Raw genomic sequence first — 23,730 nt, forward strand, 5'->3', positions numbered from 1 at the left:
GCGTCATGAGAGCTGAACCACCGAGGTAAAACTGAGGGTCGAGGGCATCACCAAGCCCAGCCCAGGGAAGTTGGGGACCTTCGGATGAGCGTCATAGGGGTACGAGACCGTCACACTGGCGCAGATGTGGCCGAGCGCGCAGCCTGGCGCAGTGGTGGTCTTCGAGTCGATGAGCGCGACCGTGCACGTCAGATACCCCGAGTCACAGTCGATGCCCTGACTGGCCAAGGACGACTTGATCGCGGCACGGGCCGACGTCGAGACCAGGCATCCCGTGGTACCGATCGACGGGCACGTCGTGGCCGACCACGCACCGATGGTCGCGCGTGACCCCTCGGCGGCAGCTTGAGAAAGGTTCTGCCGGAAACTCAGCATGACCCCGAACGCGATGATGCCGAAGAGAAGGACGCACAGGATCGGCACGACGAGCGCGAACTCAACGGCAGCAGCGCCGCGTGACGGCGCCTTCTCCCGAAGCATCGCCCGACGTGTCCGCACCATCGGTCTGTCCTCTCCCTACCGGCCCCCATGACACGCGCCGGATGGTCCGAGACCATCCTGCGGTCAGGATATGAGGCTTCGCAGGGAAAACGACACAAATCAGTAACGGATATGGTCCGTTCGGACTAGGACCTTGGACCTATCAGCCGACCGACCCGCTCCGCACGGATGCGGATCGCGAAGGCAGACGCTCTACTTGGGCGGGTCGATCTCCGCCGGCTGGAGCTCCTCGACGTTGACGTCCTTGAAGGTCAGGACCTTGACGTTCTTGGCGAAACGGGCCGGGCGGTACATGTCCCAGACCCAGCAGTCGGTCATCGAGACCTCGAAGAAGACCTCACCCTCGGTGCGGGCCTTCACGTCGACGCCGTTGCAGAGGTAGAAGCGGCGGTCGGTCTCGACGACGTACTTGAAGATGCCGACGACGTCGCGGTACTCGCGATAGAGCGTCAGCTCCATCTCGGTCTCGTACTTCTCGAGTTCTTCGGCGCTCACGACGCCGACTCTAGTCCGTCCGAAAGGCCGGGGAGGGACCAACTCCGACGGTGGTGCACCGTCGCGCCGAGCCGCGCGAGCGCGTCGATGTGGGCCGGCGCGGAGTAGCCCTTGTTCTCCGCCCACAGGTACTCGGGGAAGTCGTCGTGCAGCTCGGTCATGATCGCGTCCCGTGCCGTCTTGGCCAGGATGCTCGCCGCGGCCACCGCCGCGCAGGTCATGTCGGCCTTGATCCGCGTCGACACCGGAGGTACGCCGACCAGCCCCTGCACCGCGAGCGGACTCGTCTCCGGCGTACCGAACAACGAGTCCTGCGCCGGGGGCGTCAGGTAGTCGTGGTTGCCGTCGAGCAGGACATGGTCGACCGCACCTCCGAGACCGACCAGGGCGCGATGCCCGGCGAGCCGGAGCGCGGCGATGACGCCGAACTCGTCGATCTCGGCCGAGGTCGCATGCCCGACCGCCCATGCCTCGGCCCAGCGCATGACCTTCGGCGCCAACCGGGCGCGGGCCTCGGGGGTGAGCAGCTTCGAGTCCCGGACGCCCTGCGGCGCCGTACGGGTGGAGGCGGAGATGACGACCATGCCGATGGTGACCGGGCCGCACAACGCACCACGGCCGACCTCGTCGGCGGCGGCCAGACGCGCCACTCCCCCGCGCAGCAGGCTGCGCTCGATCCGGAGCGTGGGCGAGGGTGTCACAGCACCATCATCGGTCGAGCGCCTCGAAGTCCGCCGGCCGGTGCTCACGCTTGGCGTGTCCGAACGGCCAGACGACCGCCGCCACCTTGCCGTCGACGAGGCTCTCGGGCACCCAAGGGACGTCGGAGCAGTCGGTCTCGGCATCGGTGCAGAGGTGGTAGGACGAGTCTGCGGAGTGGTCGCGGTTGTCGCCCATCACGAAGAGCATGCCGGCCGGCACCGGGCCGGCCTTCCAGTGCGCCACGCGGGGCTCGGGTCCGTAACAGATGCCCGCGGCCTGGTTGTCACACGTGTGCTTGCTGGGCCGGGCGTACGAGGACTCGTCGAGTACCTGCCCGTTGACGCTGATCCTGCCCTTGGCGTCACAGCACTCGATGACGTCGCCGGGCACACCGATGACGCGCTTCACGAGGTGACCGCCTGAGGGGTAGAGCCCGATCTTCGTCAGCAACTGGGTCAGGGGGTTGCCGGGTGTCGAGATGTCCTCAGGACCGAGCCAGCCACCCGGGTCCTTGAAGACGACGACATCGCCTCGCGCCGGGCTTCCGCCGAACCAGTAGGACGGCTTCTCGACGAGGATGCGGTCGTTGCGGACCAGCCCCGGCTCCATCGACTCGCTCGGGATGTAGAAGGCCTGCACGAGCAGGGCCTTGATCGCGATCGCGAGCACGAGGGCAATGAGAAGCAGAACGCCCGTCTCCTGCCACGCCGACAGGTGTCGACGGGCGGAGACGGGCGTCATGCGGAAAGACTAAGAGGAGCGGACCTGAGCGGTTGCTCAGGCCTCGCGACGCTCCTTGATCTTCGCCTTCTTGCCGCGGAGGTTGCGGAGGTAGTAGAGCTTCGCGCGACGGACGTCACCACGGGTGACGACCTCGATCTGCTCGAAGATCGGGGAGTGCAGCGGGAACGTGCGCTCGACGCCGACGCCGAAGGAGACCTTGCGGACGGTGAAGGTGCGGCCGATGCCGGCACCGTGGATGCGGATGACGACGCCCTGGAAGACCTGGATACGCGAGCGGTTGCCCTCGACGACCTTCACGTGGACCTTGACGGTGTCACCGGCACGGAAGGCGGGGACGTCCTCGCGCTTGTTGACGTTGCCGATCTCGGCAAGCAGGTTGGTCATGATTCTCCTCGCGTATGCGCACCGGTCAGCCGCGGATCTAGTGGTTGAATTGCGGTTGGTGTGGGTCGAACGGTTCCCCGGTGGCAGAAGCGCCCCGCACCAGCGAAGAAGTTTGCCACAGTCCGAGGGGGACCCCGAAATCGACTGGTCGCCGCACACCGCCGAGACCCGGCCCTGGCGCCAACGCACAGTGCGCGGCCCGAGCTCGGACCGCAAGATCCGCGAGATCACCGTCGCGCTGCCCCCGTGGATCGCAGAACTGGACTATCCGATGGAGCGACCGCTGGCCGCGATGACCACGGCCAGTCTTGGCAACCTGCGCAATCTCGACCTCGTCCACGGCCGCACGCTCGAGGGTCTCAACCCGCTGCAACTGCGCACGGAGGCGGTCGACTCCTCAAGGATCGAGGACATCTCGGCGAGCCTGGACGACTACGGCCGCGCACTGCTGGGTGTGGGAGCCAACGCCTCGGCGACATCGATGGCCTCGGCCACGCGGGCGATGAGCCGCCTGATCGCCGACGCCGACCGCACCCACCAGGTGAGCCTGGCGGCGATCCTCGAGGCCCACCGCGAGCTCTTCTGGCACAACCCGGACGAGCGGCCTCGCGCCGGGAAGGTCCGCACCGTGCAGAACTGGGTCGGTGGCTCCGACTACGCGCCGACCGGGACCCTGCACGTGCCTCCCCCACCGGAGACGGTGCTCCCCTACCTCGAGGACCTGCTCGCCTTCGCCAATCGCGACGACGTGCCGATCCTCCCCCAGGCCGCGATCGTGCACGCGCAGTTCGAGTCGATCCACCCCTTCATCGACGGCAACGGCCGGATCGGCCGGGCCCTCATCCACGCCGTCCTGCGCCGCCGTCGCGCCACCCGGCATCTCGTCGTGCCCATCGCCTCCGCCCTCGTCGCGAACCGGGAGCGGTACTTCGGTGCCCTCATCGACTACCGGGCCGGCAACGCCCACACGATCGTCGCGATGCTGGCCTCGGCGACGAACATCGCCACCTCCGAGGCGCGTACGGCGGCCGACCAGCTCATCCGCATCAGGGCAGCGTGGACGCCGGTGGTCCCGGGGGCACGGCCGGGCACTCCGCTCTTCCGGCTGCTCGACCTGCTCACCGAGGAGCCGATCATCAACGCCGAGCTCGTCGCCTCACGACTCGACCTCGCGGTCGAGGAGGCGACGGCCGCCATCGAGGCCGTCGCCGGGGTGAAGGTCCTGCGACGGGCCCCTCGGTCGCGTCGTGCTCCGGTCTGGCTGGCGCCCGACGTACTCGATCTGGTGGAGAGGTTGCGGCAGAGCATCCAGGCGGCGAGCCGGCGGCTGCAGGACCACGCCTGACTTCCAACGACAACAGGCCCGCCCCTTGCGGGACGGGCCTGTCGAGTGGAGCGGGTGAGGCTCAGACGAGCTCGTAGCCCGTCTCGTGCTGGATGTCGATGCCCGCCAGCTCGTCCTCCTCCTTGGCGCGGAAGCCGATGGTCTTCTCGATCGCGAGGCCGATCACGAGGGCCACGATGAAGGAGAAGGCGCCGACGGCCAGGGAGCAGACGACCTGGGCGACCAGCTGGTCGGCGTTGCCACCGAAGAAGAGGCCGGTGTGGTTGGCGGTGACGCCGTCGCCGGTCGGGAGGTACTCGGCGAAGAAGCCGAGGAACCAGCAGCCGATGAAGCCGCCGACCATGTGGATGCCGACGACGTCGAGCGAGTCGTCGAAGCCGAGCCGGAACTTCAGCTCGATCGCGAAGGCGCAGACGACGCCGGCGAGGATGCCGAGGACGATCGCCCAGACCGGGTTGAGGTGGGCGCAGGCCGGGGTGATCGCGACGAGACCAGCCACGATGCCGGAGGCGGCACCGACCGCGGTGGACTTACCGTCCTTGAACTTCTCGACGATGATCCAGCCGAGCATGGCCGCAGCCGGAGCCACGAGGGTGTTGAGCGCGATCAGGCCGGCGCCGGCGTCCGAGCCGCCGTTGTAGCCGACGTTGAAGCCGAACCAGCCGAACCACAGGATCGCGACGCCGATGAGGACGAGCGGGACGTTGTGCGGGACGGCCTCCTCCTTGGAGAAGCCGACCTTGCGGCGACCGAGGACGAGCGCGAGCGCGAGAGCGGCCGCACCGGCGTTGATGTGCACCGCGGTGCCACCGGCCCAGTCGAGGACGCCGGTCGAGCCGAAGTTGAAGATCCAGCCGTTGTCGGCGTTCCAGACCCAGCCCTTGACCACGAAGTAGTCGATCGTGCCCCAGAGGCCGGCGAAGAGCATCCACGGCCAGAAGCGGGCGCGGTCGGCGACGGCACCGGAGATCAGCGCGACGGTGATGATCGCGAAGGAGCCGTCGAAGATCACGCTGATGATGTTGTACTGGCCGTCCTTGCCGGTGATGTTGTCCAGCAGGCCGAAGTCGCTGAACGGGTTGCCGACGATGTGGCTGAAGCCGGAGGCACCCTGCTGGCCCATGTTGTAGCCGTAGAGCACCCACAGGACGCTGATCAGGGCGAGGGCGCCGAAGCTCAGCATCATCATGGAGACGACGGACTTGGCCTTGACCAGGCCTCCGTAGAAGAACGCCAGGCCGGGCGTCATGAAAATGACCAGAGCCGCTGAGATCAGCAGCCATACGTTGTCGGCGGTCATACCTACCTCTTCGAGTAGCTCGTGTGGAGTGGAACGGCACCGCTCCCCGAGAACTACGGGCACCGCATTGCGCCGCACACTCTCGACCGGAGGTGACAACTGGCCGCATGACGTGTTTCGTCGGTGTAACAGAACGTCCGAGGCGCTCCGTCGCCCTCTCAGCCGGTCGTACGCCGACGGGGCTTCGTCATCGCGACGGTGCCCTCCACCGGCTCCTCACCGGGTCGGATCGAGAAGCCGTTCCTGCGGTAGAAGCGCTGGTTGCGCAGGCTACGGCCGCCGGTGAAGAGCCAGAAGCGGGAGGCCTCGGCGGGCGCGACGGCCTGGATGTGGTCGAGCAGGACCCGCCCGAGCCCACGACCCTCGAGATCCGGAGCGACGCAGAGCCGACCGATGTTCCAGCTGCCGTCGTCCTCCAGCCGCGCCCGGACAGAGCCGACCATCCGCCCGCCGGAACGCACCACCCACGTCTGCCAGACGTCGAGGTTGGCCCGCACCTCGTCGAGCGACTCGCGCAGCGCCGGAACGTTGAGATCCTCGTTCTCGAGGGCGACCGAGACCCAACACGCTCGCATGAGGGTCATCAGCTCACCCGCGTCACCCCGCCTGGCCGGCACGACATCCCATTCGGTGGCGGCGTGCTCCGGGGCGAGCAGGTCGGGTCGGCGCTCGGCCGTCCGCTCGAGCTGCTGCTGGCGCCGCCAGGCGGCGATCCTCCCGTGGTCACCCGACAGCAGGACCGACGGCACCTCGCGGCCCCGCCAGACCGACGGCTTGGTGTAGACGGGGTACTCGAGGAGGCTCGCACCCCCGCCGACGGCATGGGACTCCTCGACGAGACTGTGGGCGTTGCCCATGAAGCCGGGGATCAGGCGTACGACCGCCTCGGTGATCGCCAGCGCGGCGACCTCTCCGCCGTTGAGCACGTAGTCACCGAGGCTGATCTCGCGGACCTCCGCGACGTCGCGCGCATGGTCGAGGACGCGCTGGTCGATGCCCTCGTAGCGCCCGCAGGCGAAGACCAGCCGCTCGCGGCCGGCCAGCTCATGGGCCAGCTGCTGGGTCATCGGCTCGCCGCTCGGCGTGGTGAAGACGATCGTCGTGCCCGAGTCGACGCCGAGCTCCTCGAAGGCCGCACCGAAGGGCTCCGGCTTCATCACCATGCCGGCGCCGCCGCCGTACGGCGTGTCGTCGACGGTCCGATGCCTGTCGGTCGTCCACGAGCGGAGGTCGTGGACGTGCAGCTCGAGCAGGCCCTTCTCGACGGCCTTGCCCGGCAGGCTGAGCTGGAGCGGCTCGAGGTAGGCGGGGAAGATCGTGAGGTAGTCCAACCTCACGGCTGCTGCTCCTCGGCCTCGTCCGCGTCGTCCTCGGGGAGCGGCCTGACCAGGCCGGGGCGGTCGGCGATCTCCACGCGCGCGGCGGCGAGGTCGACGGTCGGCACCAGGGCCTTCACGAACGGGATCAGCACGTTGCGTCGGCCCAGCGCTTCTGTGGTGCGCAGCTCGAGGAGGTCCTGCGCGCCGCCGTGGACGAGACCGGTGACCTCGCCGAGGTGCGCGCCTTGCGTGTCGTAGGCCGCAAGGCCGACGAGCTGGTGGTCGTAGAACTCGTCCGGATCCTCGGGCGTCGCGTCCGCCGGGATGTCGGCGTACAGCAGGACACCGCGGGCGGCCTCGGCGGCGGTGCGGTCGGGGACCTCCGCGAACTGGAGCTGCAGGACGCCACCGTGCCAGCGCAGGGCCTCCACGGTGAGCTGCCTCGGGGCGAACGCCGAGCCCTTCGGCGCCTCGGCCTTGAGCTTCGCCCCCTGGACGAAGCGGCGCTCGGGCTCGTCGGTGCGGACGTCGACCGTGACGTGCCCGCGAAGGCCGTGCGGCTTGCCGATGCGGCCGACGAGCACCTCGATGGATTCAGTCACAGGGTGATCCTCCCAAATGCGGGACGGCCCCCTCCACTCGGGAGAGGGCCGTCCTTGCGGTCTTGCTTCAGCGACGCTTGTCCACGTCGACGAAGTCGATGCGCGCACCGTCACGCCCGGAGAGGGCGTTGATGACGGTGCGGAAGGCGCTCGCGGTGCGACCGCTGCGGCCGATCACCTTGCCGAGGTCGTCGGGGTGGACCCGAACCTCCAGGATCGAGCCGCGACGGAGCTGCTTGTCGCGGACGACGACGTCGTCGGGGTGGTCGACCACACCTCGGACGAGGTGTTCCAGCGCCTCGGCGAGCATCAGAGACCCGAATCCTCAGGCTGGACCTCGCCGGCCTCGGCCTCGATGGCGTTCTTGTTCTCGGGAGCCTCGGCGTCCTGGTCAGCAGGCGCCTCGGTCTTCTTCTTGCTCTTGGCGGTCACCGCGGCGAGCTCAGGCTCGGAGTGCGCCTCGGCGAGGGCCTTGTTGAAGAGGTCGAGCTTGTCGGCCTTCGGGGCCGCGACCTTGAGGGTGCCCTCGGTGCCCGGGAGACCCTTGTGCTTCTGCCAGTCACCGGTGATCTTGAGCAGGACCTCGACGGCCTCGGTCGGCTGGGCGCCGACGCCGAGCCAGTAGGCGGCGCGGTCGCCGTTGATCTCGATGAAGGAGGGGTCCTCCTTGGGGTGGTACTTGCCGATCTCCTCGATGACCTTGCCATCGCGCTTGGCGCGGGAGTCGACGACGACGATGCGGTACTGCGGGACGCGAATCTTGCCGAGACGCTTCAGGCGGATCTTGGTAGCCACGAGTGTGGTGTTCCTTTTCGTAAGTAGGTTGAGTTCGTCGGCGCTCAGGTGGGGAACACCGGCACGTCGGATCTCGGATGGGCACTGCCACGGTTGGTGAGAGGGGCCGACCGAGCAGGACTCAACAGAGAATCTTGCCAGAGCAGGCAGCAGCCGTGAAATCAGTGCCGGACGCGGCCCCGCAGCACGATCGCCGCGGGGCGCTCGGCGGTGACGGAGAGGTCCGCGAGCGGGTCGCGGTCGTAGACCACGAAGTCGGCCTCGGAGCCCTCGGCGAGGTCGGGGGTGAAGCCGAGCCACTCCCGCGCCCGCCAGCTGGCCGCCCCCAGGACGTAGTCGCTCGGGAGACCGAGGCCTGCAAGCGCGGCGATCTCCTTGTGCAGCGTCCCGTGCTGCTGGATGGCCGCGCCGTCCGAGCCGGCGTAGAACGTCACGCCCGCCTCGTGGGCCGTCATCAGCGTCTCGCGACGCCGGGCGTAGAGGTCGTCCATCGTGCCGGCGTACGCCGGGAACTTCGCCTCCGCCGCGGCGGAGAGCTGCGGGAAGAGCTCGAGCTGGGCGACGGTCGGCACCAGCGCGATGCCCTTCTCCCCCATCGCCGCCGCCAGCTCCGGCGTGAGACCGCTGCCGTGCTCGATGCAGTCGATGCCCGCGTCGATCAGCCCGGGCAGCACCTCGGTCCCGAAGCAGTGCGCCGTGACCTTCGCCCCTGCTGCGTGGGCCGCATCGATCGCCGCCCGGAACTCCTCGGCGCTGAAGCTCGGCCTGAGGTCGCCCTCGGCGCGGTCGATCCAGTCGCCGACGAGCTTCACCCAGCCGTCGCCCCGCCGCGCCTGACGTGTGACCGTCTCGACCAGGGACTCGGGCTCGACCTCGTCGGCATAGCCGGGCATGTAACGCTTGGTGCGCGAGATGTGGCGGGCTGCCCGCACGAGCCGCGGCAGGTCCTCACGCTCCTGCACCCAACGGGTGTCCGAGGCCGAGCCGCAGTCACGGATGAGGAGCGCTCCCCCGTCCCGGTCGGCGATCGCCTGTGCCTCGGTCTCCTCGCGGCTCACGGCACCGCGGGGCCCGAGGCCGATGTGGCAATGGGCATCGACGAGGCCGGGGACGATCCAGCCGCTGGCCGCGAGCTCCGCGCCGGGTTGAGACTCATACGTGACGCGGTCGCCGACGACGAAGAGGTCGCGGACCTCGCCGGACGGGAGGACAGGGCCGTGGAACCTGAGCGCGCTCACGCTCGCACGCTAGCGAAGGAGGCCGAGCAACCAGGTGGAGGGCCGGGTGTCGCCGAAGGGGGCGACGTTGGCGCCCAGCGCCCTGTCAGAGGTCACGACCGTGACGCGGTCACCCCGCTCGTGGGCGGTCCTGGCCTGGGTGACGATCATCGAGTCGCCGTCCTTGGGAGCGTGCACGACCCGCATCCCCGGTGTCTTCGAGGCGGGTACGCCGGCCTTGGCCTGTCCCTCGAGGACGAGGACGATCAGGTCGGCCTCGAGGTGGGCGGCGCAGAGGTCGTCGTACAGCTTCGAGGCGGCACCCGCCCGGTCGTTCCACCAGCCGTTGGGCGTGGCACCGACGACGTTGGCCCCGTCGACGATCAGGACCGTAGGCACGGCTACTTGAGGAACTTCGAGAAGTCCGCGGGCAGGTCGAGGTTCTTCAGGGCGTCGGCGTAGTCGGTCTCCCCCTGCGTGCCGAAGGGGTTGGCCTTGGCGGCCGGGGCGGTCGCCTTCGTCGCGGCCTGCTGAGCGGCCTTGGCGGGGTTGCCCGAGCGGCGGGCGCCCTTGCCCTTCTTCTGCTGCGGGGCCTGCTTCGCGCCCGCACGCTTGCCGAACCCGGCGCCGGGAGCGCCCGGCATGCCGGGCATCCCACCGCCGGAGGCAAGCTGCTTCATCATCCGCGCCGCCTCGGTGAACCGCTCGACGAGCTGGTTGATGTCGGAGACCGCGCGGCCCGAGCCGCGGGCGATGCGGGTGCGGCGTGAGCCGTCGAGCATCTTCGGGTTGGCGCGCTCGGCCGGCGTCATGGACTGGATGATCGCCTGGATCCGGTCGATCTCCCGCTCGTCGAAGTTGGCGAGCTGCTCCTTGAACTGGCCCATGCCGGGCAGCATCCCCATCAGCTTGCTCATCGAGCCGAGCTTCTTGAGCTGCTGCATCTGCACGAGGAAGTCGTCGAGGGTGAACTCGCCGGAGCCGATCTTCTCGGCGGCCTTGGCCGCCTCCTCGGCATCGAAGGCCTTCTCGGCCTGCTCGATGAGGGTGAGCATGTCGCCCATGTCGAGGATCCGGCCGGCCATGCGGTCGGGGTGGAAGAGGTCGAAGTCCGTCATCTTCTCGCCGGCGGAGGCGAACATGATCGGCTTGCCGGTGAGGCTGACGATGGACAGCGCGGCACCACCGCGGGCGTCACCGTCGAGCTTGGTGAGCACGACGCCGTCGTAGCCGACGCCGTCGAGGAACGCCTGGGCGGTCGTGACCGCGTCCTGGCCGATCATCGCGTCGACGACGAAGAGGACCTCGTCGGGGTTCGTCGCGGACCGGATGTCCGAGGCCTGCTGCATCAACTCGGCGTCGATGCCGAGACGACCGGCGGTGTCGATGATGACGACGTCGTGGAGCGTCCGCTTCGCCTCGTCGACACCGGCACGGGCCACGTCGACGGGGTTGCCGACGCCGTTGCCCGGCTCGGGGGCGAAGACCTTGACGCCGACCTTCTCGCCGTTGACCTGGAGCTGCTTGACGGCGTTGGGGCGCTGCAGGTCGCACGCCACCAACAGAGGCGACTTGCCCTGGTCCTTGAGCCACAGCGCCAGCTTCGCCGCGAGGGTCGTCTTACCGGCACCCTGGAGGCCGGCGAGCATGATGACCGTCGGACCGTTCTTGGCATACCGCAGGCGGCGGGTCTCGCCACCGAGGATCGTCACGAGCTCCTCGTTGACGATCTTGACGATCTGCTGGGCGGGGTTCAGCGCCTGGCTGACCTCGGCACCGCGGGCGCGCTCCTTGACCGCTGCGACGAACTCCTTGACGACCGGGAGCGCGACGTCGGCCTCGAGCAGCGCGATGCGGATCTCGCGCGCCGTGGCGTCGATGTCGGCCTCGGAGAGCCGGCCCTTCCCCCGCAGGGACTTGAAGGTCTCGGCCAGCCGGTCGGAGAGAGTCGCGAACACGAGAGCGAAGTTTACGTGGAGTCGCCCGAGAGTGCCGCACGGACGGCATGGGCCGCCTCAGCGGCACGCTGGTCCCCCAGCGCTCCGGCGTGCGCCTCCTGCACATAGAAGACGTCCACCGCCTGCGGCCCGAGCGTGTCGACATGCGCCGAGCGGACCGTCATGCCGAGCGCAGCCAGGGCATGGCAGACGAGGTAGACGATGCCCGGCCGGTCGGCCGTCCGGACCTCGATCACGGTCGACTGGGTGCTGGCCTCGGGACGCACGACCACCGAGGGGGCAAGTGGGTCGGGCCCCGTCGGCCTGAGCCGCGCCGCCGCATCGACCCGGCCCTCACTGATCGCCTCGAAGCCACTGCGCAGGACCGCCGCGTCGACACCCTCCTCGGCGAGGTCCCAGACGGAGACGGCGTACGGCGGCTGGGCCCAGGCCCGGGCTGCGCGGACCTTGAGCCGCTGGAAGGCGAAGGTGGCGGCAGTGTCGGCCAGGAGGCCGACGCGGTCGGCGCCGATGACGGTGACGCGCTCGCCGTCGGGGTGGCGGAGCACCTCGAAGGAGGTGCCCCCCTTCTTCACGCTGCGGGGGATCTCCACATCGTCGGAGAGCACCGCCGGCAGCGACGCACCACCGGCGAGCGCGGCCCGGGCACGCCGGGAGAGGTCGAGGATGAGCGAGGCCCGCCAGGAGGACCAGGCCTTCGTGCTCGTCGCTCGCGCGTCGGCCTCGGTGAGCGCGGTGAGCAATGCGAGCGCCTCGGCGTTGGTGACGTGTGCGGTGATCGCCGCGACGGTCGCCGGGTCGTCCGGGTCACGCGTGGTCGCCGTCGTGGAGAGCAGCAGGTGCCAGCGGACGAGGGTCTCGATCAGGTCGACCGCCTCGTCGTCGAAGCCCCACCGGATCGCGACGTCCCGGGCGATGGGCGCACCGGCCACGCTGTGCTCGACCAGGCCGCCCTTGCCGATGTCGTGCAGCAGCGCAGCCACCATCAGGACGTCGGGACGGGCGACGTGACGGATCAGGGAGGAGGCCTCGACACAGGTCTCGATGACGTGACGGTCGACGGTGAAGCGGTGGATGACGCTGGCATGCGGAAGCAGCCGGATGGCCTCCCACTCCGGCAGGATCCTCATCAGAGCGCCGGTCTCGTCGAGCGTCTCCCAGACCGGGAGCAGCCCTCGGCCGGCGGCGAGCAGCCGCACGAGGAGCTGGCGCGCCTCCTGGCTCCACACGCCCGTCGGCGGCGGCGTCTGGGCCGAGAGGCGCGCGACCGTCGGCGGCGCGAGGATCACGTCGTTCTCGGCGGCCAGCGCCGCCGCGCGGAGGAAGAGGAGCGGGTCGCGCCTCGGATCCGCACCCTTGGCGAGGACGACCTCGCCCGCCGACATCGCGACGCCCGTACCTAGCGGCGTCAGCTCAGGACGTCGCGGTGCGGCGGCGCGCGGACGGCTGAGGACGGCGTCGACGCGGCGCCACGTCAGGTTGGAGAGGTGCCTGATCCGGCGACCGACCTGCCGGATGTGCCGCTGCGCGGCCCGCTCGTCAGGCAGGCCCAGCCGCTCGGCGAGCGGTGCCCACAGCTCGGGCGTGATCCGGTCCGTCGCCCGGCCGGCGAGGTCGTGGACGTGGTCGCGGATGTCGAGCAGGTCCTGGCGCCGGGGTTCGAGGTCCGTGTGCGGCACGTCGACCAGCCACGTCGCGACGATCGCCTTGAGGATGGTGGCGTCCCGCAGCCCGCCGGCGGCCTCCTTGAGATCCGGGACGCTGACGTGCGCCAGCTCGCCGATCATCGCGTGCCTCTGCTCGACCAGTTGCCGGAGCTCGGGCAGCCGTTCGCGTGCCTGCCGCCGCCAGTGCGCGAGCACCTCGCTGCGCAACCGCAGGCTCAGGCTCGCGTCACCCGCGAGGTGGCGCACGTCGAGCAGCCCCAGCGCCACCCGTACGTCAGCGCCGGCCGCCTCGAGCATCTCGGGGAGAGACCGGACGGAGTGGTCGAGCTTCGCGCCCGAGTCCCAGATGGGGTACCAGAGCTTCGTGGGGAGCTCGCCGAGCTCGACGCCCTCCTCGTGGACCAGCACGACGTCGAGGTCCGAGAACGGCGCGAGCTCGCCGCGGCCGTAACCACCGACCGCGACGAGCGTCGCGCCTTGCGTGAGACCGGCGTTGTCGCCGTACGCCTGCTGGCAGAGCGCGTCGGCCTGGGCCGTGCGCGCTGCCCGTTCAGTTGTCGTCACCTCGAGAGACGAACCGTCAGATCGCCGCTTCGTCCTTGTCGCCGGTACGCACGCGGACCACGCCCTCGATGCTGGTCACCCAGACCTTGCCGTCGCCGATCCGACCTGTCTGGGCGCTGCCGACGATCGCGTCGACGACACCCTCGGCATCGCCGTCCGGGACGACGATCTCGATCCGGATCTTGGGGACCAGCGCGACGTCGTACTCGGCGCCCCGGTAGACCTCGGTGTGACCCTTCTGCCGGCCGTAGCCACTGACCTCGCTGACCGTCATGCCGGTGACACCGACGGCCTCGAGGGCGACCCGGACGTCCTCCCACTTGTGCGGCTTGATCACCGCGGTGACGAGCTTCATGCGGACTCCTCCAGAGTTAGGGGCTCAGAGTGCGGCGGCGTCGCGGTCGCCCGTGCGGACCCGGACGACGGTCTCGATGCTGCTGACCCACACCTTGCCATCACCGATGCGACCGGTCTGTGCGGTCTTGACGATCAGGCCGACCACGTCGTCCGCGTCACCGTCCTCGACCACGATCTCGATCCGGATCTTGGGTACGAGCGCGATGTCGTACTCGGCACCACGGTAGACCTCGGTGTGACCCTTCTGGCGGCCGTAGCCGCTGACCTCGCTGACCGTCATGCCGGTCACGCCGAAGGTCTCGAGGGCCTCGCGGACGTCCTCCCACTTGTGCGGCTTGATCACCGCCGTCACCAGCTTCACGAGAGGACTCCGGTGCCGGCGGCGATGTCGTAGGCGGTCTCACCGTGCTGGTCACCGTCGATGCCCTCGACCTCGGCCTCGGCGGTGACCCGCCAGCCGATCGTGTACTTGATGGCCAGCGCGATGATCGTGGTCAGGACACCGGTCCACACGATGGTGAAGAGGACCGCCATGAACTGGGTGCCGAGCAGGTCGAGGCCACCGCCGTAGAAGAGGCCGTCCAGGCCCTGCGGAGCGCCCTTGGTGCCGACGAGGCCGATCATGAGGGCACCGACCACACCACCGACGAGGTGGACGCCGACGACGTCGAGGGAGTCGTCGAACTTCAGCCGGTACTTGAGGCCGACCGCGACGGCGCAGAGGCCACCCGCGACGACACCGATGATGAGCGCGCCCCAGATGTCGACCGCACCACAGGACGGCGTGATCGCGACGAGGCCGGCGACGATGCCCGACGCCGCGCCGAGGGCGGACGCCTTGCCGTGCACGAGGCGCTCGACCACGAGCCAGGCCAGCATCGCGGCCATCGTGGCGAGGGTGGTGTTGAGGAACGTCGCACCGGTCTCACTCATGAACTGGGTGGCGCCGATGTCCTTGCCGGAGTCGTCGACGGTGCCGTTGTAGAAGACGATCGAGCCGACGTTGAAGCCGTACCAGCCGAACCACAGCAGGCCGGCACCGATCATGGTGAGCGGGAGGCTGTGCGGCTTCATGGCGTCGCTCATGAAGCCGACGCGCTTGCCGATGACGAGCGCCAGGACGAGTCCGGCGATACCGGCATTGATATGGACGACCGTGCCACCGGCGTAGTCGAGCGCGGCCCACTTGCCGACGAGCCAGCCGCCACCCCAGACGTTGTGCGCGACCGGGAAGTAGCAGAGGGTCACCCAGATGCCGATGAAGACGAGCCAGGCGCTCAGCTTCACGCGGTCGGCGATGGCGCCGGAGATGAGCGCCGCGGTGATCACGGCGAAGGTCAACTGGAAGGCGACCCAGAGGTACGTCGACCCGGTGCCGGTCGGGTCGTCGACCGACCAGGTCTCACCGTTGAGGCCGAAGCCCTTGAAGACGGCACCGATCAGCTTGCCGTTGCCGAAGCCGTTGGCGTCGTCGAGACCGGACATCGACCAGCCCCACAGCACGTAGATGATGCCGATCAGGCCCATGGCCGTGAACGACATCATCATCATGTTGAGTACGGACTTCGAGCGGCTCATGCCGCCGTAGAACAGGGCGAGCGCCGGCGTGGTCATCATCAGGACCAGCGCGGTGGCCACGATGAAGAAGGCGTAGTAGCCGTCCACGGAACCTCCAGGAGAAGTGTCTGCGGTGTGCCGACCCCGTCTCACGGACGGGGCGGTCCACCCTCACGGGCCCTCACCTTGGTGGCCCTACGTTTCAGTGCCGGGCGTCACATGTTTCGGACATGTAACAGGTTTGGGGAGGCGGTCCGCCGTCACCCGGCCCGACCGGAGCACCGGGAGGTGACGCCACGCTAGGATCCGACCCTGATGACGCCGCACGACGAGATCGCCAAGCTCCGCGAGTCGCTCAGGCTCACGCAGGCGGAGTTGGCGCAGGCGCGCTCGCGGCTCGAGTCACTCATGGAGCCCCGCGCCGCCGCGGACGAGGCCGCGGCCAACGCGCACCGGCTCGCTGAGGCGACGGCGACGGGTCTCGCGGCGATCAGCTCCTCGGGGTCCGGACTGCGCGGCTGGGTGAAGCGGCGGCTCTTCCGCTACCTGCCCAACGACGAGGAGACGCGCGACATGCGGACGCTGGCGGCCTCGCCGCTCTTCGACGCCGCGTGGTACCTGCTCAGCAACCCGACGGTGGCGGCCAGCGGGCTCTCACCCGAGCTGCACTACCTGCGCCTCGGGGCGGCGAAGAACTACGACCCCGGGCCGCACTTCCGGACCCGCGCATACCGCGACTCCCATCCCGACATCGGAGACGACAACCCGCTGCTCCGCCACCTGCGCGGGGCCGACACCGCATGACGGAGAAGGCCGTCTCGCTCCAGGAGCTGACCGCCCTGCCGGCGGCTCGCCGCCGTGAGGTCGAGCGCCGTCTCGTCGGACCCCTCTTCGACGCGGTCTTCTACCTCGAGAGCTATGCCGAGGTCATGAAGCGGGACGGGCTCAGCGACCCGCTCGACCACTTCCTCGGCGCCGGCTGGACCCAGCTGCTCAAGCCGCACGCAGGCTTCGACACGTGGTGGTACTGGGTCACCCATCTCGACCCGGGCACGGAGACGATCAACCCGGCGGTCCACTACGCAGTGGTCGGCCACGCCGCGGGCCTGCCCATCGGGCCCGGCCGCATCCGCCAGGAGGACGGGGTCCGGCTCGACCCCTCCCACCCTGTCCGGCGAGCGATCCTCTTCGCAGGCTTCGACGCGGAGAGTGTGGTCGACGACGTCGTCGTACTCATGGTCGCGGAACTCGCCCGCTGGGGTGACGTCTTCTACCTGGCGGACAACTGGCTCCCTGAGCACGAGCTCGACAAGCTGCGCCCGCACACCCGCGGGGCGTGGGCCGTGCGGCACGCGTCGTACGACTTCGGTTCCTACGCGATGCTCGCCCGAGATCTCGTCGGCTGGGAGCGGCTCGAGGAGTACGACGAGGTGTTGTTCGTCAACGACAGCACCTTCCTCCTCCGGCCACTCGACGAGGTCTTCACCACCATGGCCGACCGGGACTGCGCCTGGTGGGGACTTCAGGCCACCAAGGGCCTGGTCAGCACCGCCCATCAGCCGACCACGTCATTCACCGAGCCGATCGCCGTCGATCGCGTGCGCAATGAACTGCTCGACCTGTGGGAGCAGGACCCGGAGTACGACTTCCACGTCGGCTCCTACTTCCTCGCGTTCCGCCGACCGGTCCTGAACGATCCGATCTTCCGCAAGCTGGTCGACTCCATCCACCCCCAGCGCAGCAAGCGCAACGTGGTGATGAAGTACGAGGTCGGCCTGACCCACGTGCTGCTCGGGAGGAGCCACCGGTTCGACACCCTCGTGCCGGCGGTACACCCGCTCCATCCGCTCTTCACCGCGACGCACTTCACGCTCATCGCCCGAGGCTTCCCCCTGCTCAAGCGATATCTCCTCGCGCAGAACCACTACCACGTTCCGGATCTGGGCGATTGGAAGGAGCGGGTCCTCGAGCTCGTTCCGACCGCTCCGGTCGACCTCTTCGAGGCAGCGCTGGTGCGGACCACCCCCGCCGACCGTCTCGCGCAGAGTCTCAGCGTCCCGGCCGACGCGAGCGGCGTCGGCAAGCGGCCTGCTCTGGTCCGGAGCGGGGCGTTCCGCCGCATGGACGCCAAGCGTGCAAAGGACCCCGCCGTCTGGGTGTTCGCCGCTGACCCGCGGACCGGCCGTCTCCCTCCGAGTCTCCGTGCCGTCCTCCACCACGTCGCCGACGATGACACGTTGACGAAGGTGGTGCTGACCCGCGGCCGGCGTCTCGACCTCCGGGGCACCAACCTCGTGACGGTCCCCGTGATCGACCCGCGCAGCCGCGACGAGCTCTATCGCGCCGGCGTCATCTTCACCGGGACGCCTCCCCAGAGCGCCGTCCGGGCGCCGATCAGCGTCGACCGTCACGTCATCGTCGGCCTGCGTGACGGGTTCACCCTCACACCCACCGGCGGGATGACGGCGAAGGCGGTCGATCCCACCGAACTGGAGCATCCACAGCCCGACGAACCGACGGTGTGGTTGCACGAGTTCGCCGACGCACCTCTGACCGGGTTCGCCACCAGCTCGGACGCCGACCAGATCCTCGCCGCGAACCACCACTCCCCAGCCCTCTACGGCCGGGGTTGGCGGACGGGCATCCCGGCCCATGACTTCCTGACCATGCCCGTCGACTCGCTGCCCGACGAACTGCAGGAGGAGTACCTGCGGCTCCGCGCCGAGGCGGCGGGTCGCCGCATCGTGCTGCTCATCCCGGAGGAGGCCATCAGCCCGGGCGAGGCGGCGGAACGGTACTCTGCGGCCTTCGTCAGTGGCCTGCGGAGCCTCCTGATCCGTCATGACGCCGTCCTCGCCATCCGGGAGCCGTACGGCGACCTCCACCGCGGCCACACCGCACTGCTCGCTGACAAGGTCGACGCAATCGACGCCTCGTTCCTGCGATACGGCTCGACGAACGCCGTACTGCGGGCGGCTGACCTGGTGTGGACCGACGTCCACGGCGCGGCCCTCGACGTCACCGTCCGCGGGACCGCCGTCGTGAGCCACCGGCCCGCGGGCCAAGCGACCGAGCCCACGGTCTACGACCTCGACCATCTCTTCCCGGGGCCGGTCACACACGACGCGGAGTCCCTCCTGACCCATCTCGACGCGGCGCTGGATGCGCACGGCGAGGTGCCGACGCCGCGCTACGAGCGGTTCCGCGACCTGTTCCTCGACTTCCGGGATGACCGGAGCGCCGAACGTGTCGTCGAGCGGACCCGTGCCGCGACGAGGGAGGGGTCGGCGTGATGGACCTCGCCCGGTTCGAGGAGGCCTGGTCGGCGTTCGCGTCGCGGTGGGCCGCCGCGGCACCCGCCGAACGCACGGCGCTCGTCGGCGACGTACTGAAGGAAGGTCTGCAGCCAGGCGGTGATCACGATTCTCCGGCGCCGACCGAGTCGGATCGGCGCGCGTGCGAGATGGACATCGTCAAGGCGTCGGGTCTCTTCGACGCCATCGGCTACCGCATGCACCTCGCACGCGTCGGTGGGAAGCTGACAGGCCGACTCCCGCTCGAACACTTCTGCGACCGCGGCTGGACGTACCTGAACAACCCGACCGCTGACTTCGACCTGTGGTGGTACTGGTCGGAGTACCTCGATCCGACGTCCGAGGGAATCAACCCGTTCCTGCACTTCCTCATACTCGGCCGACACCACGGGCTCCTCCCGACCCAGCCCACCGAGCCCGTCCGGCACGAGGCTCCCCCGCTGGCCGCTGACACCCGCCGCGCCTGCCTCTTTGCAGGCTTCGACCGCGACGGCATCGTCGACGAGTACGTGATCGACTACGTCCGCGAGCTCTCCCGGCACGCGGACGTCTACTACCTGGCGGATGGCTTCGTCTCCACCGACGAGCTCGCCAAGCTGGACGGACTCGCGACGGCGGCCTGGGCCGAGGCGCACGGCGGCGACGACTTCGGTTCCTACGCGCTGCTGGCGAGCCACTACGTGGGATGGGAGCGCCTCGAGGGGTACGACGAGGTCCTGTTCGCCAACGACAGCTGCTACCTGGTGCGGCCGCTCGACGGCGTCTTCGCCCGGATGACCGGCGTGCGGACGGACTGGTGGGGGCTCCAGGCCGCGAAGCTCGACTTCGACCGGGCCCACGGCGCCACCGACCCGATTCCGCTCGAGCGGGGGAAGGTCTATCGCACCGGCGCCGAGCCGTGGGGGCCGCACTGCCGGCTGCACGTCGGCTCCTACTTCCTGGCGGTGCGGAGACGCGTCCTCACCGACCCGGGATTCCGACGCCGGCTGACGGCCGTCGCGGCCCAGTCGCAGCGGACGAAGTCAGTCCTCAAGTACGAGATCGGCCTCAGCGACCATCTCATCCGTCGAGGCTTCGACTTCCGCACCTGGTCCGATCAGCTCCACCCGTATCACCCGCTCTACACGAACGAGTACTTCACCCTGCTCGACCATGGCTTTCCGCTGCTGAAGCGCGACCTCCTGGGAGAGAACCCGTGCGCGACACCCGACCTGCTCACGTGGAAGTCACGCATCCGCGCGTCGGTGCCTGACGCGCCGGTCGACATGTTCGAGCGCAACCTCGTCCGTGCCGCCGACGCCGACAAGCTCGAGCTGAGCTTCTCCTTCGTCCGCGAGCCCGACGGGTCGATCCGCAGCGACGTCCCGCTGACGTTCCCCGAGTTCCGCAGGCTCGAGGCCCGGACGCCGACGTACGACCACTGGTGGGCCTTCCCGGTGTGCGCCTACGAACACACCTTCGCCGGGAACGAGCGGGCCGTCTTCGAGGAGGTGAAGGACGACCCGTCGATCAGGAAGGTGATCCTGACCCGGTCCCGGCGTGTGTACGCCGAGGGCGAGAACGTCGTCGTCGTGCCACTGCTCAGCCGGAGCGGTCAGGAACTCCTGGCGCGCTGCGGCCAGATCTTCGTCAAGCACGGTCCACGGATCAACGCCCACTGGCCGGTGCCGCCGACGACGCACAACTTCATCAACCTCTGGCACGGCACCCCCCTCAAGCGGTTCGGGTCCGCGGCGGTGAGCATCTCCGAGAGCCTCGAGCGCGCCATGCAGCGCAACAACGGCGGCAGCCGGGTCGTGATCGCCTCGAGCAGGATGGACCGCCTCGCCATGGCGGCGGCCTTCGCACCGCTCGGGTTCCCCGACGTCTGGACGACCGGCCTGCCGCGCAACGACTTCGTGATGCGACCGGACGACGAGCTGCCGGCCGACCTGCGAGACACGATCACGCAGCTGCGAGGGGAGATGGCCGGGCGCCGCCTGGTGCTCTTCCTCCCGACGTTCAAGGACGGCCAGGCCGACTCCTACTACCACTTCGACGAGGAGGAGGTCACCCGGCTCGCGGCCTGGGCCGAGAGACACAACGCCGTGATCGGCGTGCGTGAGCACATGGCCGACACAGCCCGGACCTACTCCCGGCTGCTCGCCCCGCTCCACCCGATCGACCTGTCGTCCCGCCGCTACCCGGACCTGGAGGTGCTCTACCGCGAGGCCGACGCGTTGGTGAGCGACTACTCCAGCTGCCTCGTGGACTTCATGATCACAGGGCGTCCCGTGATCAGCTTCGCCTACGACCTGGACCGCTACTCCGACCAGGAGCGCGGCCTCTTCTACAGCCTCGAACAGGTGCTGCCCGGCCCCGTGTGCCGGACGTTCGACCAGCTCGAGCAGGCGCTGGACGGCGTCTTCGCCCCCATCGACGAGGCCGCCCGCGAGGAGTACGACTGGCGGCGCCGGATCTTCCACGAGCACGTCGACGACGGTGCCTCCTGGCGGGTCGTGCAACGGGTGAAGGAGCTCTACCTCGGCGAGTTCGCAGCTCGCTCCTGAACCAGAGCCTGCGCGATCTCCACGAGGGTGACCGCGCGGGCGTGGAAGGAGTGGAGTCGACGTACCTCGGCGGCGAGGGCCAGGCGCTCAGCGGTGCTGCCGAAGACGGCGTCGAGGTCGGTGGCGGTGGCGAGCGCGAGCAGCTCCTCGGGCGTGCGATAGGTCTGGACGGCAGGACCGAAGAGTTCGGAGAGGCCGTCGACATGGTCGCTGATCACGCGGGCGCCGCACGCGACCGCGTCGAAGACCCGGTTGGAGATGAAGGCGGCCGCCCGCATGTCGTCCCAGTGGTCATTGAGCACCACCCGCGCCGACCGGTAGGACGAGGGCAGGTCGTCGTTGGCGAGATACGACGCGCGCAGTACGCCGTCGGGCAGAAGCCCCTCCCAGCCGCTGCCGTAGACAGCCGGCCGCAGGCCCACCGCCAGGGCGTCGCCGACGATCCGGCGGGTACGACCGGTTGTGCTGCCGACGAAGAGCAGCTCGCCATCGTCGACCGAGGTCGCGGGGGCGTCGGGGGTGAAGCGCGCCGCGTCGGTCGCCTGCATCAGGGGGTCGATGCGGATCCCCCACTCCGCGCCACGCTGCGCCGCCCAGCCCTCACTGGCGGCCAGGACGCGGTCGTAGCTGGAGAGCTCCTCCGCGGTGACGAGCTCGGGGTGGGAGATCACCCAGGCGATGCTCGCGGGTCCGTCGGTCGCGACGGCGAGCGGCAGGCGTCCCCGGATGAGCAGCTCGACGTCGTCGTGGACCCGGCTGCTGCGCTCGAACTCGCCGCGCCGGTCGATGACCACCTGCTGACCGAGTTCGCGCAGAGCCACAGCGAGCGCATCGGCGAAGTGCGTGTCGCCCCAGAGGTCGCCGGCCGGGCCTGAGACGGCGGGGTTCTTGATCGCCCACCGCAGCGGGCGCGGCGAGGTGTGGAACCGCAGCTCGGGCTCGATCACCGGCTCCGGGACCAGCAGCCGCGGGTCGGCGTCGGGGTCCTTCGACCGGCGCTCGTGGCCGACGACGCGGAACCCGGCCGCGGCCCAGAGCCGCTCGTCGTCGGCAGCCAGCGGCCCGTCTCCCCAGCGGTCGAGCCAGCGTCGGCGGTTCTCCTTGTAGCGGCGATAGCGGCCCTTGCTCCGCGACTCGTGGTGCGTCACCGGCCGGGCGGTCACGACCCGGAACGCCCCCGGACGGGCGGCCTCGATCCGCTGGCAGAGGTCGACGTCCTCCATGCCGTTGACGAAGGCAGGGTCAAAGCCACGGGCCGCCACGACGTCGTCCCAGCGGAGCATCAGCCCCGCGCCGGTGAGGGCGTGGAGCCCGAGCGCGTCGACGGCGGCCGCGTCCTCGATCGGGAAGCCCTGGAGCAGCTGGTGCGGCAGTCCGCCCGTGCTCGGGAACGCCACACCGGCCGACTGCACGGCCCCGCTCGGGTAGATGAGGAGCGGCTGCACGCCGAGCACCCCGGGCTCGTCGAGCCGTGCGAGCAGCGGCTCGAGCCAGCCCTCGGGCACGGTCGTGTCGTTGTTGAGGAAGAGCACGACCGCGCCGTGGGCCGCCGGAAGCGCGGCATCGTTGCCGACCGAGAAGCCGAGGTTGACCGGGCTGCGCAACACCTGCACCTCCTGCCGGTGACGCAGCTCGAGGGCCCGGATGCCGGCCGCGATCTCAGGCCGTGAACCGTTGTCCCAGACGAGGACCTCCAGCGTGCGGCCTGCCGGAGCGCCGGCAGCCGTGACCGTATCGACGGCGGACCACGTCATAGCGAGGTCGTCGTACGTCGGGATGATGACGCTCACCACGGCCTCGTCCTGCTGGCGGGCCGCAAGCTCGTCCCAAGGCAGCGCTGCGTGGACGGCGGCTGCCTCAGGCGGATCGGCTACGGGCCGCTCGACGAGGTCGCGCTGCCTCCGGAGCCAGTCCACGGGGTCGACGTCGAGCCAGTCGTTGATCCGGGCTCCCGCGTCACGGCCGGCGCGGAGGTAGTCGCCCATCGGTCCGTCGGGGTCGCCGAGCGCCTGCGGCCGCTGCGCGAGGTAGTGCTCGACGTCGACCAGAGGGTGCGTCGGGAAGCGCCAGAGCTGACGCTTGAGGTAGATGCCCAGCGGGTCACGGCGGCCGACGCGGGCCTGACGGGCGAGGTCCCAGCGGCCCTTCAGCCACACCGGGTCGACGAGCGGCCCGGGCTGCCAACGCTGGCGGACGCCCTCGGCGAGGTAGTGACGGACGGCCTCCAGGCGGCTGGTGAACGCAGTGTCTGCCTGGCCGGCGTACCACTCCTCGTCGAAGAGGGGGCTGTCCAGCAGCCGCTGCTCGTCCTCGTCCGGCGTCGGAGGAAGGCGCAGGAGGGAGCGGAGCAGGCCCACCCG

22 protein-coding genes and 1 pseudogene are annotated in these 23,730 nt (G+C 69.7%); 4 read left to right on the top strand and 19 right to left on the bottom strand.

Annotated elements, in window-relative coordinates; genetic code table 11:
- Positions 1 to 3: 3 nt before the first annotated feature.
- From LH076_RS11210 to rplS, 5 genes are all read right to left on the bottom strand, one after another.
- Complete coding sequence (locus LH076_RS11210; RefSeq protein WP_227780792.1) at positions 4 to 501, bottom strand: TadE/TadG family type IV pilus assembly protein; 498 nt, start codon at positions 499 to 501, stop codon at positions 4 to 6.
- 192 nt (positions 502 to 693) lie between these two features.
- Complete coding sequence (locus tag LH076_RS11215) at positions 694 to 996, bottom strand: DUF2469 domain-containing protein (protein ID WP_227780793.1); 303 nt, start codon at positions 994 to 996, stop codon at positions 694 to 696.
- The gene (locus LH076_RS11220; protein ID WP_227780794.1) at positions 993 to 1,697 is read right to left on the bottom strand and encodes a ribonuclease HII; all 705 of its coding nucleotides are present in this window, start codon (positions 1,695 to 1,697) and stop codon (positions 993 to 995) included. The genes LH076_RS11215 and LH076_RS11220 overlap by 4 nt, the downstream gene beginning before the upstream one ends.
- 7 nt (positions 1,698 to 1,704) lie before the next feature.
- Positions 1,705 to 2,439: a signal peptidase I gene (lepB, locus tag LH076_RS11225; protein WP_227780795.1), complete on the bottom strand. Its 735-nt coding sequence runs from the start codon at positions 2,437 to 2,439 to the stop codon at positions 1,705 to 1,707.
- Between the two features lie 36 nt (positions 2,440 to 2,475).
- The gene (gene rplS / locus LH076_RS11230; RefSeq protein ID WP_227780796.1) at positions 2,476 to 2,826 is read right to left on the bottom strand and encodes a 50S ribosomal protein L19; all 351 of its coding nucleotides are present in this window, start codon (positions 2,824 to 2,826) and stop codon (positions 2,476 to 2,478) included.
- Between the two features lie 112 nt (positions 2,827 to 2,938).
- Between rplS and LH076_RS11235 the strand changes: the two genes are divergently transcribed.
- The gene (locus LH076_RS11235) at positions 2,939 to 4,171 is read left to right on the top strand and encodes a Fic family protein (protein ID WP_227780797.1); all 1,233 of its coding nucleotides are present in this window, start codon (positions 2,939 to 2,941) and stop codon (positions 4,169 to 4,171) included.
- 61 nt (positions 4,172 to 4,232) lie between these two features.
- Here the strand turns inward: LH076_RS11235 and LH076_RS11240 are convergent, their stop codons facing one another.
- The 13 genes and pseudogenes from LH076_RS11240 to LH076_RS11300 all read right to left on the bottom strand — a co-directional run bounded on the left by LH076_RS11240 (position 4,233) and on the right by LH076_RS11300 (position 15,615).
- Positions 4,233 to 5,471, bottom strand: a complete 1,239-nt coding sequence (locus tag LH076_RS11240) for an ammonium transporter (protein ID WP_227780799.1) — start codon at positions 5,469 to 5,471, stop codon at positions 4,233 to 4,235.
- Positions 5,472 to 5,629: 158 nt separating this feature from the next.
- The gene (locus LH076_RS11245) at positions 5,630 to 6,055 is read right to left on the bottom strand and encodes a GNAT family N-acetyltransferase (protein ID WP_321573742.1); all 426 of its coding nucleotides are present in this window, start codon (positions 6,053 to 6,055) and stop codon (positions 5,630 to 5,632) included.
- 69 nt (positions 6,056 to 6,124) lie between these two features.
- Positions 6,125 to 6,808, bottom strand: a pseudogene (gene trmD, locus LH076_RS11250) (tRNA (guanosine(37)-N1)-methyltransferase TrmD); the annotation flags it as partial.
- Positions 6,805 to 7,392 carry a ribosome maturation factor RimM gene (gene rimM / locus LH076_RS11255; RefSeq protein ID WP_227780801.1) on the bottom strand — a complete coding sequence of 196 codons (588 nt, stop codon included), beginning with the start codon at positions 7,390 to 7,392 and terminating at the stop codon, positions 6,805 to 6,807. The pseudogene trmD and the gene rimM, both read right to left, overlap by 4 nt.
- A 67-nt stretch (positions 7,393 to 7,459) precedes the next feature.
- Entirely contained in the window at positions 7,460 to 7,702 is a 243-nt protein-coding gene (locus tag LH076_RS11260) for an RNA-binding protein (RefSeq protein WP_227780802.1), read from the bottom strand.
- Entirely contained in the window at positions 7,702 to 8,187 is a 486-nt protein-coding gene (gene rpsP / locus LH076_RS11265) for a 30S ribosomal protein S16 (protein ID WP_227780803.1), read from the bottom strand. The genes LH076_RS11260 and rpsP overlap by 1 nt, the downstream gene beginning before the upstream one ends.
- Positions 8,188 to 8,348: 161 nt before the next feature.
- On the bottom strand, positions 8,349 to 9,425 hold the full coding sequence (locus LH076_RS11270) for an amidohydrolase family protein (RefSeq protein WP_227780804.1): 1,077 nt from the start codon (positions 9,423 to 9,425) through the stop codon (positions 8,349 to 8,351).
- 9 nt (positions 9,426 to 9,434) lie between these two features.
- Complete coding sequence (locus LH076_RS11275; RefSeq protein ID WP_227780805.1) at positions 9,435 to 9,803, bottom strand: NYN domain-containing protein; 369 nt, start codon at positions 9,801 to 9,803, stop codon at positions 9,435 to 9,437.
- 2 nt (positions 9,804 to 9,805) lie between these two features.
- Entirely contained in the window at positions 9,806 to 11,362 is a 1,557-nt protein-coding gene (gene ffh, locus LH076_RS11280; RefSeq protein ID WP_227780806.1) for a signal recognition particle protein, read from the bottom strand.
- 11 nt (positions 11,363 to 11,373) lie between these two features.
- Entirely contained in the window at positions 11,374 to 13,593 is a 2,220-nt protein-coding gene (locus LH076_RS11285) for a [protein-PII] uridylyltransferase (RefSeq protein WP_227780807.1), read from the bottom strand.
- A 16-nt stretch (positions 13,594 to 13,609) separates the two neighbouring features.
- Positions 13,610 to 13,948 (bottom strand): P-II family nitrogen regulator, encoded by a 339-nt coding sequence (locus LH076_RS11290; RefSeq protein WP_227780808.1) that lies wholly within the window; start codon positions 13,946 to 13,948, stop codon positions 13,610 to 13,612.
- A gap of 24 nt (positions 13,949 to 13,972) precedes the next feature.
- A complete protein-coding gene (locus LH076_RS11295; protein ID WP_227780810.1) occupies positions 13,973 to 14,311 on the bottom strand; it encodes a P-II family nitrogen regulator in 339 nt (112 codons plus the stop codon).
- On the bottom strand, positions 14,308 to 15,615 hold the full coding sequence (locus LH076_RS11300; RefSeq protein ID WP_227780811.1) for an ammonium transporter: 1,308 nt from the start codon (positions 15,613 to 15,615) through the stop codon (positions 14,308 to 14,310). Before LH076_RS11300 ends, LH076_RS11295 begins: the two co-directional genes overlap by 4 nt.
- A gap of 207 nt (positions 15,616 to 15,822) precedes the next feature.
- Here LH076_RS11300 and LH076_RS11305 point away from each other — a divergent pair, with 207 nt between their 5' ends.
- From LH076_RS11305 to LH076_RS11315, 3 genes are read left to right on the top strand one after another with little or no spacing between them, the layout of a single operon-like run.
- A complete protein-coding gene (locus LH076_RS11305) occupies positions 15,823 to 16,311 on the top strand; it encodes a hypothetical protein (protein ID WP_227780812.1) in 489 nt (162 codons plus the stop codon).
- A complete protein-coding gene (locus tag LH076_RS11310; RefSeq protein WP_227780813.1) occupies positions 16,308 to 18,800 on the top strand; it encodes a rhamnan synthesis F family protein in 2,493 nt (830 codons plus the stop codon). Before LH076_RS11305 ends, LH076_RS11310 begins: the two co-directional genes overlap by 4 nt.
- Positions 18,800 to 21,370 (top strand): CDP-glycerol glycerophosphotransferase family protein, encoded by a 2,571-nt coding sequence (locus tag LH076_RS11315; protein WP_227783634.1) that lies wholly within the window; start codon positions 18,800 to 18,802, stop codon positions 21,368 to 21,370. The genes LH076_RS11310 and LH076_RS11315 overlap by 1 nt, the downstream gene beginning before the upstream one ends.
- Here LH076_RS11315 and LH076_RS11320 read toward each other — a convergent pair.
- Complete coding sequence (locus LH076_RS11320; RefSeq protein WP_227780814.1) at positions 21,340 to 23,727, bottom strand: glycosyltransferase; 2,388 nt, start codon at positions 23,725 to 23,727, stop codon at positions 21,340 to 21,342. The two genes, LH076_RS11315 and LH076_RS11320, sit on opposite strands and share 31 nt — an antisense overlap.
- Positions 23,728 to 23,730 lie beyond the last annotated feature (3 nt).

It is taken from the genome of Nocardioides sp. Kera G14 (assembly GCF_020715565.1).
Classification (GTDB): domain Bacteria; phylum Actinomycetota; class Actinomycetes; order Propionibacteriales; family Nocardioidaceae; genus Nocardioides.